A 14,609-nucleotide genomic window follows, 5' to 3' on the forward strand; every position below is an offset into this window, starting at 1 on the left:
TGAATCAGGCAACGCCGTCTTACTTGGCAGACCGCGTTCTGAGGTTTTACGACCGCTACGCGCCCGAACGCAGGCTGCGCCAGCTGCTACGGGGATCTCGAATACCCCTGCGAATGAAGCAGTTATTTCCGGCCCGTGCCATTAGAATGCCCGCACCCGGTCTCTGCCCACGGAATCGCTATGCCGCTTCGCTCCGCGCTGTATTCGCAACGCTCGCTGGTGCTCACGCTGATCGCCTTGCTGGGCTGTGGTTTCCTCGCCACCTCCTTGCTCAGCTACTACGCCTCGCGGGCATCGATTCGCGACAGCATCATCAATACCGAGCTACCGCTGACCTCCGACACGGTCTACTCGGAGATCCAGAAAGACCTGGTCCGGCCGATCCTGATTTCCTCGATGATGGCCCGCGACACCTTCATGCGCGACTGGGTCGTCGCCGGCGAGCGCGACCCCGAGCAGATGACCCGTTACCTCAACGAGGTCATGACCCACTACGATGCCTACACTGCATTCTTCATCTCCAACAGCAGCCTGACCTACTACCACGCCAAGGGTGTGCTGAAAAAAGTCAGCGCCGACGAGCCCCGTGACGCCTGGTATTTCCGCGTGCGTGATATGACCCAGCCGTATGAGATCAACGTCGATCCGGACCTGGCCAACCATGACAGCATGACCTTCTTCATCAACTACAAAGTCTACGACTACAAAGACCAGTTCATCGGTGCCGCCGGTGTCGGCCTGACCGTCGATGCGGTGATCAAGCTGATCGACAAGTACCAGCAGCGTTACCAGCGCAGCGTGTACTTCGTCGACACCTTCGGTCGCATCGTCCTCACCGGTGCCGAGGGTGGACCACAAGGCGCACGGGCTGGCCAGACGCTCAGCGAACTCGAGAGCATGAAAGACCTGCTGACCAAACTGCCCAAGCCCCACAGCGGCAGCTATGAGTATTCGGCCCAGGGCCAGGGGCATTTTCTCAACGTCCGATTCATCCCCGAGTTGAACTGGTACCTGTTCGTCGACAAACGCGAGGACAGTGCGCTGGGTGAAATCCGCCAGTCGCTGTACCTCAACCTGCTGATCTGCCTGGTCGTTACACTGGCCGTACTGGCCCTGCTCAACCGCGTGGTCAATCGCTACCAGCGCAAGATCGAAGCCCAGGCCACCCTCGACAGCCTCACCGACCTGCCGAACCGCCGCGGCTTCGACCTGCTGGCGATCCAGGCCATGCACGAGGCCCGGCGCGAGCCGAAACCGTTGACTGCATTGCTGCTCGATCTGGACCACTTCAAGCGCTTGAACGACACCTATGGACACCTCGCCGGCGACCAGGTGCTAAGCGGTTTCGCCCACGACCTGGAAAGCTGCCTGCGTCAGTCCGACATCGTCTGCCGCTGGGGTGGAGAGGAATTCATCGTGCTGCTCAAGGACACCGACGCCAGCAAAGGCCTGATGATTGCCGAGAAGATCCGTCAACAGATCGAACAACAGCGTTATGCCTACCAGGGACAATCGCTGCAGGTCACCGTCAGCATCGGCCTCACCACCCTGCAAGCCGGCGACACCCTGCACAACCTGCTATCGCGCGCCGACCAGGCAATGTACCGTGCGAAACAATCTGGCCGTAACCGAACCTGTGTGGAAGTGCCCCTCCTCCAACCATGAATAAACCCGACCTCTGCCCGGCCTGTGGCGCCCGCAACGACTGCACCCTGGCCGATCCGCGAACCGCCGACCAGGCCTGCTGGTGCTATGCCGTCAGCATCGACCCGGCGGTGCTCCAGGCGCTGCCCGCCGAATTGCGCAACAGCTCCTGCCTGTGCCCAGGCTGCGCCCAGGTCGAGTCGCAGTTGCAAGCAGCCGCCTGGTCAATCGCGTAAGATGCGCGGCCCTTTTCCGATCTGCCGATAGTCATGCGCGTTGACCGTTTCCTCAGCAACCTGCCCCGCTTCAACCGCAAACAAGTGCGCTTGCTGCTGGTGGAACGGCGGATCAAGGTCGACGGTCAGGTCGTCAGCGACCCGCACTTCGATGTGCGCGAGTTCAGCCGCGTCGAGTGCGACGATGAAGTGCTGCAAGCCGGCAAGCCGCCGCGCTACTTCATGCTGCACAAACCGCCGGGCTGCGTCAGCGCCACCAGCGATCCTGAACACCCGACCGTGCTCGACCTGATGAGTGAGCCGGACCTGCACGAGCTGCACATCGCCGGGCGGCTGGACTTCAACACCACCGGCCTGATGCTGATCACCAACGACGGCAGCTGGTCGCGTCGCCTGACCCAGCCACAGACCAAACTGGCGAAGATCTACTACGTCGAAACCGAACAGGACATCGGCCCCGAGTATGCACAAACCTTCGCCCAAGGCCTGTACTTCGCCTTCGAAGACCTCACCACCCAACCAGCCGAACTGCTGGTACTCGGGGCAAAATCCGCGCGACTGAGCATCGTCGAGGGCCGCTATCACCAAGTGAAACGGATGTTCGGCCACTTCAATAACAAAGTCCTGCGCCTGCATCGCGAACGCATGGGCCCGCTGGTACTCGACACCACCCTTGCACCGGGTGAATACCGCCCGCTGACGGCCGAAGAAATCCAGCAAATCTAAAACCCGCTGCCAAGTCACTACCATTCAGCAGAAAGTTGCCGTTCAATTCACCAATGGCACTTGCGGGATAAGTCGCACCCTGCTTGAATCAAGCCGTCGGCCGAAATGTGACCGATGAGTCACCCACATACTTCCAAGAAACTTTTTGTCGGCAGAGAGCCCCAAGGCTCCACCTCCCCGACAGACTGCCCGCCAATAACAATACCCGTCGACCAGACCGTAACGGATCGACATGGGCCTCAAAATTCCAAGGCGTATGCCTACCTGTCACAAAGCTCGTGCAATCTCATTGCGCGCATACCCGCTTGCCAGGAGTCTTACGACATGAGGCCAGAAATCGCTGTGCTGGATATACAGGGTCAGTACCGGGTTTACACGGAGTTCTATCGCGCAGACGCCGCAGAAAAGACCATCATTCTGGTCAACGGCTCAATGGCCACTACTGCATCGTTTGCCCAGACCGTGAAGAACCTGCACCCGCAGTTCAACGTCGTGCTTTACGATCAGCCCTACGCGGGCAAGTCCAAAGCCCACAACCTGCACGAGAAAATGCTCACCAAGGAAGTCGAAGGGCAGATCCTCCTGGAGCTGATCGACCACTTCGCCGCCGAACATGTGCTGTCGTTCTCCTGGGGCGGCGCCGCGACATTGGTCGCCTTGGCACACCGTCCACGGCGCATCAAAAAAGCCGTGATCAGTTCGTTCTCCCCAGTGATCAACGAACCGATGCGCGACTACCTCGAACGCGGTGTCGACTATCTTGGCAGCCGGGATGGCGACCGGGTCGGCAACCTGGTGAACAGCACCATCGGCAAACACCTGCCGTCGCTGTTCAAGCGTTTCAACTACCGCCACGTCAGCACCCTGGCCGAGCACGAGTATGGGCAGATGCACTTCCACATCAGCGACGTGCTCAACAGCGATCGCCTGTGCTACATCAACGCCGCGAAGAAAATCGACATACCGGTGCTGTTCATGAACGGTGAATGGGACGAGTACACCGCCGCCGCCGACGCCAGAATCTTTGGCAACCACCTACAGCACAGCACCTTCAGCACCCTCCAGGCCACCGGGCACTTTCTCGACATGGAACACAAATCCGCCTGCCGAGACAGCCGCAACGCCTTGCTGGGCTTCCTGAAACCCGCCCAACACGAACACCGACCGCGTTACCAGTACGTCCAGGACCACCATGCATTGGCCATTTGAAACAGCGTCATCGCGGGTCAGCCAGCGCCCCTAAGGATCACGCAATACCTGTGGAAGCATGGCTTGCCCGCGAAAGACCGCAAAGCGCTCTCAAAAACTTTGCGCACCATCATTCGCCCGGCCTGGACCCAGCCGCCGTCGACGATTGAATGCGCCCCGCTGCTTCCCGTGAAAAATCATGCAAACACAAATTCCTTAAAGAAAAACTTCAAATCCCCGCCCACATCTGGTACAAAGTCAGCCGCTCTGAGCGGGTGTCGTATAATGGTATTACTCCAGCTTCCCAAGCTGATCACGCGGGTTCGATTCCCGCCACCCGCTCCACTTTCAAATACCGCATGTTCCCGCTTAAACCGGCGAGCAGTGGTCCTCAGATAAACCGGCTAATTCAGCCGGTTTTTTTGTGTCTGCCTTTTAAACGTCGCCTTTTAACTAGGCTCGACGTGCACACCATTCAGCTAGCGCACTAGCATGGGGTGCTAGGGTGTAGATGGGTTCACACCAACATCGACGATGTGAATTTTCTTTTGCTCGATAGTATCCAAGTGGATACAGCCTTCTCATGAATTATCTTACTTCAGCAAACGCAGACCTTCGCTACCTGGCACTCATCGATTCGTGACTTGCGCGCGAAGGTAGCCATCGCCCACCGAATTGATCGTGCCGCCGCAGGAAACCTGAGGGATGTGAAGTCGGTAGCTGATGGGATTTCGGAGCTTCGCGTGGATATAGGCCCCGGCTATCGAGTGTATTTCACGATGCGTGGCGGCATAGTCATTGTGTTATTGGCCGCGACAAGTCTTCACAAGACGCCGATATTCGGCGAGCAAAGAAACTGGCAAAGGAGGTTTGAGCATGAGCCAAACTCTGACGACATTCGATATGGCAGCGCTACTCGACAGTGACGAAGCTATCAGTGAGTACCTTTCCCAGGTGCTGGCCGACGGCGATAACGAAGAGTTACTCCGAGCCATTGGCTATGTGGCCAAGGCACGAGGTATGGCTCAAATAGCCAAAGACTCAGGCATGGGCCGCGAAAGCCTGTACAAAGCCTTCGCGCCAGGTTCGAAACCACGCTTCGACACCGTACTCAAGGTGATTCACGCCCTTGGCATTGACCTGCTCGCACAGCCTGGGCACCCAGTTAATCATTCGATTCTCTGACGCAACGGCGGAGCTGATCAGAAGTGCCGCTTTCAAGGCTGACGTACCGGCGGTACTGAAAGAGTCTGGCAGGACAAGCACTTCGACCGTGATTACCGAGTTGCCACAATGAACAACCGTGGAAACGGCAGCAGCACCCCGCCATCCGCCAACACGGGATAAGCCCGTTCGATCGCCGCGGTATAGCGCCTCAAGTATTCCTCCCGCTCAGCCTCGTCGAGCGGATCAAGAAAGGGCCGCAGGCCACTGCCCTTGAACCACTCCACCACCGCTGCGGCGCCAGCGAGGGGGTGATGGTAGGTGGTGTGCCACACATCCACCCGGGCACAGTTTGAACGCAACAAGTCGTAGTAGCTGTTTGCGTCCGCCATCGCCAGGCGCTGGCCAGCGGCGCCGGTGAGCTTGTCGGCCCATGGGCCTTGGGCTGCCGTTTCGCGCATCAGGCGATGGGCGGGTTGGTCGAGGTTGTCTGGCATCTGAATGGCCAGACTGCCACCCGGAGCGAGCCGAGCCACAAGGGACGGCAGCAGAATCTTATGGTCAGGCACCCATTGCAGAACGGCATTGGCCAGAATCACATCGAACGGGCCTGGCTCATCCCACGCTTCGATAGCCATCGTGTCGAACTGAACATTCGGCAGGCGTTTGCGGGCGGCTTCAATCATGTCGGACGAACTGTCCAGCCCGCGGACCGCTGCCTCTGGAAAGCGCGCCGCCAGTAACTCTGTTGAATTACCGGGGCCGCACCCGATATCAATCACGGAGCGGGCTTGCATCGTGGGTACAGCGGCCAGCAGATCACGTGCCGGACGCGTGCGCTCATCTTCAAAGGCAACGTATTGCTTGGCAGACCAACTCATCGTGCGCTCCTGTCGGTTTGATTCTTTGTGCTGACGGGTAGACCGATTTCATTCGGGCAATCACCGCAAAGCTGCCGAAAAAATTCCCGCCATCCTTACCGCCTCACTGGGGAGTCAGGGTGTATTGATAACGCGGTTTTCCGCTGTCTGGCTCAACGAACCAGTAATCTTTGTTATCTGCTTTCACCCGATAACACTCAGTACGGAGTCCCGTTGCCGCGAAGCAGAGAACCCCGTCATTGACTGTCCAGTATAGCGTTTGAGGTTTCGCGCCAGAGCGCTGGAAGATCTCCGTTCCATCAGCGTTAAAGCTCATCGACGTGGGTTTTTGAACATTGTTGAGCTTGTTCCCGATCAAAGCATTTCGGATCTGAGCGTCATTCAGAGCCTTGGCAGAAGGTGGGACGGGTTTTGTCGGAGCACCACCCGAAGAGACGCAACCTGACAGCACCAGGGCTATCACCGTGTAGCTCAAGATTTTCAGATTCATGGCGCACCTCAGGTTATGTTTCTTGTGGAAGCTTGCTGGAGCCTAGGCAGGTGCAGTGGACGCTGCCACCCCCTCCTCCTTCTCTTTGTGACAACCAGCCATGGCAAAAAAATAACTGAGTCTGCGTCAGCACCTGTTCAACCTCGAGTATTACTTGCGCGGCATCGACACCATTGAGGAAGGGACTTGGAATGCGGCTCGGCAGCTGGGCGCTACCTGGAAGGATTCAGAAACACAGAATTCAATGGCGGTGAGACGCCTTTCCTCCATGCCTCCTTACACTTCGACCTTAACCCTTATCGGCATCCATCAAGTTTTCGGTGGTTATAGTGTTGATAGGATAATTTAAGTGGGTATAGTAACCACCTACACACCACATGGAGGTGATGTGAATAGCCGATATTTGATAAGCCAAATCGTCGCGGATGGATGGTATCTGGTCAGGGTCAGAGGCAGTCATCACCATTTCAAGCATCCCACGAAGCCCGGAGTGGTGACGATCCCACACCCGAAAAAGGATCTACTGAAAAAGACGGCCACCAGCATATTGAAACAGGCCCTGCTCTATTGAAGCGGCTGCACACCGTCCGAGGAGGACAACGAACATGCTTTACCCAATTGCGATCTCGATGGGCGATGACGAACACGCCTGGGGTGTAGAAGTGCCGGATATCCCCGGTTGCTTCTCGGCCGGCGATGACCTGGATGACGCCATGGCCATGGCCCGGGAAGCCATTGAAGGCCACTTCGAAATTCTGGCTGAAGACGGAGCGCAAATTCCGCCGGCCAACAAAGTCACCGTTCATGCAACCAATCCGGAATATGCAGGTTGCACCTGGGCTGTGGTTGATATCGATGTGACCAAATACCTTGGCAAAGCCCAAAAACTCAACATCACACTGCCCGGCTATCTGCTGAACCGTATAGATGAATACGTGCTGCACCACCCGGAAGAGAAAAGCCGCTCAGGCTTCCTCGCCTCAGCAGCGTTGAAGGTGCTGCAGCAGGGTTGAACGCCATTTTTCCTGGAACGCTGTAAGGCACTGACCGCGAACAATGAAAGCGCTGCAATGACTCAAAACATCTATGACAACCCTGAGTTCTTTGCAGGCTACAGCCTACGCCGACCGTGTTTAGCCTCGAATCATGTTTTTCAGGGATCTGAGAATCTAAAAACCGGCCTTGAATGGCCGGTTGAACCAACGACGCAGCAGCGCTTACTCGTAATACCCAACCGTTTTTTTCAACCGGTCTGAATACTCGTAGATCTCATCAATGGAGCTAATCGGATGCCGGGTTTCAACCTTCTCTTCGTCGAAGATTCCGATGTACTTCTGTGTCCGGTTGAAATGCAGACGGCAAATCGGTTTGCGGTTGTTGTCATCCAGCAAGATACCGAAATAGCTTTGTGTGTCTCGCTGCACGATGCGCTTGGCATCTACGACTGAGCGGACCACCGCGCGGACGATGTGATACCCCTCAAGCTCTTCAAGAGTGGTCAGAACCCTCTCTGCTTCATCACGCGCCTCTGCTTCCAAGGCACTTGGTCCAGAAACGGGAAGTGCAGACAACGTGGGCTGAAGGGCTCCACTCATGGCTGACTTGAGGCGGTCATTGATCTGATCATTAAGAAACTGACCGAGCGCTTTTCTCGTCAACTCATGGAATTGCTCCCGGACTTTCTGGGTGATGACACCGTCGTACACCCGTGAAGCAAAGACTTTGACGAAGTCGTCGTCAGGCTTGCTGACTTGGGAAGCAATCACTTTTTTGATCTGGCTGACGTATTTCAACTCGCCTGCGGCGTTGATGATTGAATCCACGTCAAACGCTGACTTGGTCAGCTTCGTCAGCTCAGGAACGGAATATTCATCAATGTCGAGGAGGTCGAGTTCCAGGAAGGGTTTCTCGTCCATTTTGTTGGGTGCGTCCAGGTCGGTGAAGAACTTGTAGACCTGGCCGTTGGTGAGAATGGAGATTCTAGCGCTGGTGACATGGAAGTAACGGAACAACTGCGAGGCGTGATTGATATGCAGTGGCTCGCCGATTTTCTTGCACTCGATCAGGATCTGGACCTCTCCTCCATTCATGATCGCGTAATCGATTTTTTCTCCCTTTTTCGTCCCGACATCGCAAACAAACTCTGGGGTCACCTCTGTCGGATCGAAGACGTCGTATCCCAATACAGTACTGATAAAAGGCATGACAAACGCATTTTTAGTCGCTTCCTCCGTCTTGATCGCGGCCCCTTGCAGACGAACCTTGGCGGCGAGACTTGCTAGTTTTTCGAAGAATTCCATGAGTTCCCTCTTACCTGTTCCGATCCGTATATGAGCATGATGGCAAATTGACTGCTCTTGGATACTAGACACAAACGGCTACAAAGAAAGAATCCGGCGAAATATAGAAAAAGAAACATAGATTTCCCACGAGCTTCTCGTGACGGTGAGGCCGCTAGCGGCCCATTAACAGTGAGCGCGATTCTTCAGCCAAGTGAAATATGTGGCGAGGGAGCTTGCTCCCGCTGGGTTGAGAAGCGACCCAAAAACCGACATCGGGGATGTTTCAGATAAAACACATCAGCAGGTTTTGACAACTGCTGCGCCCGAGCGCGGACCGGCAGGCAGGCAGGAGCAAGCTCCCTCACTACAGGTATGCGCTTGACGCTGCTTTTCCTATATCCCTATATCCCTTTGTCCGTGTTGAGCGAAGGATTCTTACGGTTGTGTAAATCCCTTGGCGTTGTGTGCTACGCCAGAAGCCGTTCGCCCCTGCCGTCCACTTATTTATCATCACCCGACTCCTGCATCTGCACCGAGGATTTGCTGCCGTCGGTGTTGTCTTTGGTTTCGTTATCCGAGTTGTCGAAGCAGCCTTGCAGGGCGAACAGGCAGCAGGTCAGGCAGAGGGTTCGGGCTATGTTCATGAGGGTGCTCCAGGGTGAGGGGCTTTGAATTGTGACCTGGCATGGAGGCAAATGGTTGCGACTATCTATCCGTTAGGCGACAGGCGTTGGAGTGATGAAAAAACTCTCCCGTTTGATTGAATGTCGCTTTGTAAGAAGAAATTTCGCGTAGCCGTCGCTGTCTGAAAATCAGGCGCATCCCAATAAGGAATACGGCAATGAAATTCGCGAAAATCTCACAGACTCTGGCCTTGTGGGCGGGTAGCCCAAAGACCTTCCTGGGCGCAATCAGCCTGATTTTTCTCTGGGGCCTGAGCGGCCCGATCTTCCATTTCAATGACACCTGGCAACTGATCATCAACACCTCCACCACGATCATTACCTTCCTGATGGTGTTCTTGATTCAGAATACGCAAAACCGCGATACCGATATCCTGCACCTGAAGGTCGATGAATTACTGCGGGTCACCAAGGATGCGCAAAACGCGATGCTCGGTCTGGAGGGGCTGGACCTCAAGCAGTTGGAGGCGCTGAGAAAGCAGTACCGGAAAATGGGTGAAGACGAAGCGATGTCGCTGAAAGGTACTGCCCCCGATGAACAGCCAAAACAGGATTTGAATCAGTGCTGATCAGCGGCATGCGAGCGGCTTCAGGCGACTCGCAGGCTCATCTTACCCTTGCTCAAGGCAGCGGATTGCCACCGGTCACACCGAAGACTTCACCGGTGATGTAGCTGGATTCCTGCGAGGCCAGAAGCACATACAGCGGCGCACATTCAGCCGGTTGACCGGGGCGCTTCATCGGGGTGTGGGCGCCAAAGGTCGGGATCTTTTCCCGGGGCTGGCCGCCGCTGGGTTGCAGCACGGTCCAGATCGGGCCGGGGGCGACCGCATTGACCCGAATCCCTTTCTCGATCACTTGCTTGGCCAGCGCCTTGGTGAAAGCGACGATTGCCGCTTTGGTGGTGGCATAGTCGAGCAAGGTGCCCGATGGGTCATAAGACTGGATCGACGCGGTGTTGATGACTGTCGCTCCAGCCGGCATCAGCGGTAGCGCAGCCTTGCAGATCCAGAACATCGCGTAGATGTTGGTTTTCAGCGTGGCATCGAATTGTTCGGTGGTGATCTCGGCGATATCTTTTTTCGCGACTTGTTTACCGGCCACGTTGACCAGAATGTCGAGACCGCCGAGTTTTTCATTAGCCGTGCTGACCAGTTTTTTGCAGAATTCTTCGTCGCGGATGTCGCCTGGAATGGCAATGGCTTTGCGCCCTTCGGCTTCGATCAGTTCGATGACCTGACGCGCATCCCGCTCCTCCACCTGCAGGTAGTTGATCGCCACATCGGCCCCTTCACGGGCAAAGGCGATCGCCGCGGCACGGCCAATGCCAGAGTCACCACCGGTGATCAGCGCCTTGCGCCCGGCGAGACGGCCAAAGCCCTGGTAACTTTTTTCGCCGTGATCGGGTTGCGGGATCATGTCTTGATCGATACCGGGCGCAGGCTGCGGCTGGTCGGGGAATTCGGGTTGCGGATACTGGGTCAGCGGGTTCTGCATCGCATATTGATTGGGTTCTCGGCGAGTCGACATGGTGCGTCTCCTTGAGAGGGCAAGTTGGCGCGCAGATGAGCCCGGCCAACCTGCGAAATCTGGTCAAGCCGTCCCGGCGAGCGGTTACCGGCTGGCCAAGGCCCGGGCCCTCTGCAGATGGTTTTCGAGTTTGGGCAGGGTCTCTTCGGCGAAGGCTTTTATTTCGGGCACCTGGCTGGTCTGGGCTTCCTGTTGCAGCTGCTGGATGGCCTCTTCGGTGCTTTTTACCTGACTGGCGGCATAGGCTTCGTCGAACGCCTCGCCTTCCTGGACATCCGGCATCAGGGTCTTGGCCTTGCTCACTACCTCTTCTCTGCCAGCGATCGGCAGCTCGAGTTTCTTGGCGATTTTCACCAGATGCTGGTTGGCCGTGGTGCGGTCGTTGATCACCTGGATGGTGTAGTCCTTGACAGCTTTGGAAGAGGTTTTCTGATGCGCCAAGCGGCTGGCTTCGATGTCGGCGATACCTTTGGCAGAAGCCTCGTTGATAAATTCGGCAGGCGTTTGGGCAAAGGCACTGCTGGCGCCAAGTCCCAGCAGCACGGCGAAACTGGCGGTGCGCAATCGGCTGGTTATCCGGCTCATGTGGGGTGCCTCCTTAAAAAATTCAAGCGGGAGCTTGCGCCCCCGCCTCTCATTCACTGACTAGCTGCGGCCACTGCCTGGGCTGTTTTGACCACCTTTGCGCCCGGCTTCGCCTTTTTCTTTATCGACGTTTGTAGTTGTGGTTTTCCCGCCTTTACGACCGGCTTCAGAGGCCTTGTTACGGTCATTGGGGGTGCTTCCCATGTTCGGATTTTTTGAGGTAGGCATGATTTCTCTTCCTCTTATGAATGATTCAGCGAGCAAGGCCCGCATAGAATCTGAATTTTTACGGCCACAAAGGTTTAGAAAAGTTGCGTCTGCTGCGACGAACGGTGCCTAAAAACGGCAAAACCCGATCAATGATCGGGCTTTGGCGTTGAATGGGACTGGTACAGGAACCGCCTGTCGATTTAATTCAGGGCCAGTATTCGCTGTGCTCGTTTGGCCTTATACATTGCTTCGTCGGCGTGCTTGAACAGCTGTTCTTCTTCACTGCCGTGCTCGGGGTAGAGCGCGATGCCGACGCTTGGCTGGACACGCAGGCTGTGGCCGTCCAGTCGCAGTGGCTGGTCGAGCACGTGGCGGATTTTATCGCCCACGGTGCTGGCATCCTGCGCCTCTTGAATGCTGTCGAGCAGGACCACGAACTCATCGCCGCCGATGCGCGCCACCGTATCGGTTTCGCGCACGCAGCCTTTGAGGCGATTGGCGATGGCTTGCAGCAGCAGGTCGCCGACCCCATGCCCATAGGTGTCATTGACCTGCTTGAACTTGTCGAGGTCGACGTACAACAGCGCCATGCGCCCGGACTCTTTTCTGGCTCGTGCCAATGACGCTTTCACCCGTTCGTGGAGCAATCCCCGGTTAGGCAGACGGGTCAATTGATCGTACTGCGCCATGTACTGCAGCCGGGCATGCAGCTGTTTGCGCTCGATAGCCGCCGCGACCTGCGCGCATACGTACTGCAGCAACTCTTTGTCCTGCTCGGTGTAACGCTCGCCACCAGGCGTGCTTTTGACAATCAGCGCGCCGATGGTGCCCTTTTGTGAATTGAGCGGCACCCCCAGCCAGCACGGGGAATCCTGCCCCCGAATCAGCTCCAGAAACTCGGGCAGCGGACCGTAATCATCGGGGGTCAGCAGGATCGGCTGGCCACTGCGAATCACCTCGGCGCACAGGCTGCCGGTGGCCGTACCCGCGGGCTCCGGACATTGCTCGTGGTCGTCGACATGGTAGGGAAAACTGATGTGCCCGCACTGTTCGTCGTACAGTGCCACGGAGAAATTCAGCGCCGGCAGCCATTCGCCGATGATCCGATGGATACGCTCGAACAGCGCCAGCAAATCCTCTGCGGCATGCGCCGCTTCAGAGATCGCATAGAGCGCTGCCTGCTTGGACTCGGCCTGTTTGCGCTCGGTGATGTCCCGGGCCACGGCGATGCGCAGTTGATCGACTTCGGACCAGCGCGCCGACCACATGATGTGCGCCACTTGCCCGTCCTTGCGCAGATAGCGGTTCTCGAAACTCGGCTTGGGCTGGCCGTCCATGATTTCCCGGGCAGCCTTGAGGGTTCGCTCGCGATCGGCGGGATGCACCAGATTGATCATCGGCTGACCGATCAGCTCTTCCGGCATGTAACCGAAGATACGCTCGCAAGCGGCACTGACAAAAACAAAGCGCCCCTCGGCATCAACCGCACACACGGCATCCAGCAACAGGTCGATGTAGCTCGCCAGCGGCGCAGAGTTCTTGCTTGCCATCAGGAATCGATACTGCCCATAAAGTTGAAGCGCTGAGTATCAATCCTTCGATCCGATCAACGACGGTCGCCGGTGAGTTTTTTTTGCTGCCGCAGCCCTGCAGTCAGCCTCAAGTCTTGTTCGCTAACAGCCCCGGCACCGCATGCAGCAAGGCATTGATGGCAAAACCGATAAACATTACCCCGCAAACCCGGGTGATTGCCAGCTCATGCCGTTGGTACACCCTGCGCACTCGCCGTGCGCCGACCACTGCGATGAGAATAGCGTATGCAACGAGCCCGCCAACAAAACTCAAGAAGATCAGCCACGGCAACATCGACCAACTCAACAACTCGGCACGGCTGGAGAGCAACGCGGTGAAGGTCGCCACGGCCACCGGATAGGCTTTGGGGTTGGTCAGGCCAAACATGATGCCGTGCCAGAACGGTTGTCGCGCAGGGCCCTGGGGCGTTTCGGTGCTGTCGCGGCGGGCGCGAATCGCCCGTGCGCCGAGCCAGAAAAGGTAGAGCCCACTGAGCACACCCAGCACATCAAACGCCGTGCTGCCGATCTCCCGCGCACCGACGATGGCGATCAGCGCGGTGCTGCACCAGACCACATCGCCCAGCAGATGCCCACAAAGAAACCCTGCCCCGGCACGTCGTCCGTGGGCCGCGCCAATACCGAATACCGCCAGCACCCCTGGCCCGGGGGTGATGCCATAGATGAAGCCGGATGCCAGTACGGCCAGGAGCAGAGAGGGTGTCATCAAGGATTCTCAGCAAGCGCCATGCCTCAATTGGCGGGCGAACCGCCCGGATTCTAGCGCAAGCCAGGCGGATTGCGGGATACCTTCCGGCAAGCGCTCATGAATCCGCAAAGACCTTCATTCCGGCATAAGGATGCTGCTGGCACCTCACGAGACGCAAAGATCAAAAGATCGCAGCCTGCGGCAGCTCCTTGTATCTCGACTATCGCTCCGCCAGGAGCGATAGTTCTCGACTGATCATCGAGGGAGGGATCTGGAAGCCGTGCAGCTCCTTAGGCCTAGAGCCTGCGACGTAGATCGTGCTCCAACCCTCCACACTCACTCGTATAGTTCGAACGGTATCTTGGGCCCGTCTCTGGCGAGAGCCCGCATTCGCAAGGTTGGACAGAGTGCAGTGATGATCACAATTGATCCAATTGGAGACGATCATGTCCGATTATGTTGGCGTCGACGCCGCTAAACACACCTTTGACATCGCCAAATACCTGCCTAACGGCAAACATAAAACCAAAGCCAAGCTGGCCAATGCAATCAAGGGGTTCGAGGAGTTCCACGCCTGGCTGCAGAAGCATGTCGAGCCTTCAGCCTTGATCGTGATGGAGGCCACCGGCATCTACCATGAAGCGCTGGCCGAGTTCTTGTACAACAAGGGCTATCGGGTCTGCGTCGTCAATCCTGCACAGACCAAAGCC

The 14,609-nt window shown here is 57.0% G+C and carries 18 protein-coding genes, 1 tRNA gene and 1 pseudogene; 11 read left to right on the forward strand and 9 right to left on the reverse strand.

The annotated features are described in order from the left end of the window. Positions 1-180 precede the first annotated feature (180 nt). The 7 genes and pseudogenes from F8N85_RS32065 (at position 181) to F8N85_RS32095 (ending at position 4,979) form a co-directional block, all read left to right on the forward strand. Entirely contained in the window at positions 181-1,665 is a 1,485-nt protein-coding gene (locus tag F8N85_RS32065) for a sensor domain-containing diguanylate cyclase (RefSeq protein ID WP_150807438.1), read from the forward strand. After that, complete coding sequence (locus tag F8N85_RS32070; protein ID WP_150807439.1) at positions 1,662-1,880, forward strand: cysteine-rich CWC family protein; 219 nt, start codon at positions 1,662-1,664, stop codon at positions 1,878-1,880. Before F8N85_RS32065 ends, F8N85_RS32070 begins: the two co-directional genes overlap by 4 nt. A gap of 33 nt (positions 1,881-1,913) precedes the next feature. Beyond that, a complete protein-coding gene (locus F8N85_RS32075; RefSeq protein WP_150807440.1) occupies positions 1,914-2,606 on the forward strand; it encodes a pseudouridine synthase in 693 nt (230 codons plus the stop codon). A 324-nt stretch (positions 2,607-2,930) separates the two neighbouring features. Continuing rightward, on the forward strand, positions 2,931-3,815 hold the full coding sequence (locus tag F8N85_RS32080) for an alpha/beta fold hydrolase (RefSeq protein ID WP_150807441.1): 885 nt from the start codon (positions 2,931-2,933) through the stop codon (positions 3,813-3,815). Positions 3,816-4,065: 250 nt separating this feature from the next. After that, positions 4,066-4,139, forward strand: a tRNA-Gly gene (locus F8N85_RS32085). A 242-nt stretch (positions 4,140-4,381) separates the two neighbouring features. After that, positions 4,382-4,668 (forward strand): annotated as a pseudogene (locus tag F8N85_RS32090) (type II toxin-antitoxin system RelE/ParE family toxin). A 2-nt stretch (positions 4,669-4,670) separates the two neighbouring features. Beyond that, entirely contained in the window at positions 4,671-4,979 is a 309-nt protein-coding gene (locus F8N85_RS32095; protein WP_150807442.1) for an addiction module antidote protein, read from the forward strand. A gap of 92 nt (positions 4,980-5,071) precedes the next feature. On the opposite strand, the gene tam is transcribed toward F8N85_RS32095, so the two are convergent. Then, positions 5,072-5,839 (reverse strand): trans-aconitate 2-methyltransferase, encoded by a 768-nt coding sequence (tam, locus tag F8N85_RS32100; RefSeq protein WP_150807443.1) that lies wholly within the window; start codon positions 5,837-5,839, stop codon positions 5,072-5,074. A gap of 103 nt (positions 5,840-5,942) precedes the next feature. Next, positions 5,943-6,329, reverse strand: a complete 387-nt coding sequence (locus F8N85_RS32105) for a hypothetical protein (protein ID WP_150807444.1) — start codon at positions 6,327-6,329, stop codon at positions 5,943-5,945. Positions 6,330-6,717: 388 nt separating this feature from the next. On the opposite strand from F8N85_RS32105, the gene F8N85_RS32110 reads away from it, so the two are divergent. Together F8N85_RS32110 and F8N85_RS32115 are read left to right on the forward strand one after the other, a co-directional pair. After that, positions 6,718-6,900: a type II toxin-antitoxin system HicA family toxin gene (locus tag F8N85_RS32110; protein WP_150807454.1), complete on the forward strand. Its 183-nt coding sequence runs from the start codon at positions 6,718-6,720 to the stop codon at positions 6,898-6,900. 34 nt (positions 6,901-6,934) lie between these two features. Then, entirely contained in the window at positions 6,935-7,342 is a 408-nt protein-coding gene (locus F8N85_RS32115; protein WP_150807445.1) for a type II toxin-antitoxin system HicB family antitoxin, read from the forward strand. Between the two features lie 204 nt (positions 7,343-7,546). On the opposite strand, the gene F8N85_RS32120 is transcribed toward F8N85_RS32115, so the two are convergent. Both F8N85_RS32120 and F8N85_RS34730 read right to left on the reverse strand, forming a co-directional pair. Next, on the reverse strand, positions 7,547-8,629 hold the full coding sequence (locus F8N85_RS32120) for a type I restriction endonuclease (RefSeq protein WP_150807446.1): 1,083 nt from the start codon (positions 8,627-8,629) through the stop codon (positions 7,547-7,549). A gap of 482 nt (positions 8,630-9,111) precedes the next feature. Further along, complete coding sequence (locus F8N85_RS34730; protein WP_191636310.1) at positions 9,112-9,255, reverse strand: hypothetical protein; 144 nt, start codon at positions 9,253-9,255, stop codon at positions 9,112-9,114. A 197-nt stretch (positions 9,256-9,452) separates the two neighbouring features. Here F8N85_RS34730 and F8N85_RS32125 point away from each other — a divergent pair, with 197 nt between their 5' ends. Next, positions 9,453-9,863, forward strand: coding sequence for a low affinity iron permease family protein (locus F8N85_RS32125; RefSeq protein WP_150807447.1), 411 nt, complete (start codon positions 9,453-9,455; stop codon positions 9,861-9,863). Positions 9,864-9,915: 52 nt separating this feature from the next. On the opposite strand, the gene F8N85_RS32130 is transcribed toward F8N85_RS32125, so the two are convergent. The 5 genes from F8N85_RS32130 to F8N85_RS32150 form a co-directional block, all read right to left on the reverse strand. After that, positions 9,916-10,824 carry an SDR family oxidoreductase gene (locus tag F8N85_RS32130; protein ID WP_150807448.1) on the reverse strand — a complete coding sequence of 303 codons (909 nt, stop codon included), beginning with the start codon at positions 10,822-10,824 and terminating at the stop codon, positions 9,916-9,918. 84 nt (positions 10,825-10,908) lie between these two features. Continuing rightward, positions 10,909-11,409 carry a DUF4142 domain-containing protein gene (locus tag F8N85_RS32135; protein WP_150807449.1) on the reverse strand — a complete coding sequence of 167 codons (501 nt, stop codon included), beginning with the start codon at positions 11,407-11,409 and terminating at the stop codon, positions 10,909-10,911. Positions 11,410-11,469: 60 nt separating this feature from the next. Beyond that, entirely contained in the window at positions 11,470-11,637 is a 168-nt protein-coding gene (locus F8N85_RS32140; protein WP_150807450.1) for a general stress protein, read from the reverse strand. A 182-nt stretch (positions 11,638-11,819) separates the two neighbouring features. Then, positions 11,820-13,169: a GGDEF domain-containing protein gene (locus F8N85_RS32145; protein ID WP_150807451.1), complete on the reverse strand. Its 1,350-nt coding sequence runs from the start codon at positions 13,167-13,169 to the stop codon at positions 11,820-11,822. Positions 13,170-13,278: 109 nt separating this feature from the next. Continuing rightward, positions 13,279-13,917: a LysE family translocator gene (locus tag F8N85_RS32150; protein ID WP_150807452.1), complete on the reverse strand. Its 639-nt coding sequence runs from the start codon at positions 13,915-13,917 to the stop codon at positions 13,279-13,281. Positions 13,918-14,345: 428 nt separating this feature from the next. Between F8N85_RS32150 and F8N85_RS32155 the strand changes: the two genes are divergently transcribed. Beyond that, positions 14,346-14,609: IS110 family transposase (locus tag F8N85_RS32155; protein ID WP_150802186.1), on the forward strand; the 264-nt coding region annotated here is incomplete at its 3' end.

The sequence above is a fragment of the Pseudomonas fluorescens genome (genome assembly GCF_902497875.1).
Taxonomy (GTDB): domain Bacteria; phylum Pseudomonadota; class Gammaproteobacteria; order Pseudomonadales; family Pseudomonadaceae; genus Aquipseudomonas; species Aquipseudomonas fluorescens_BR.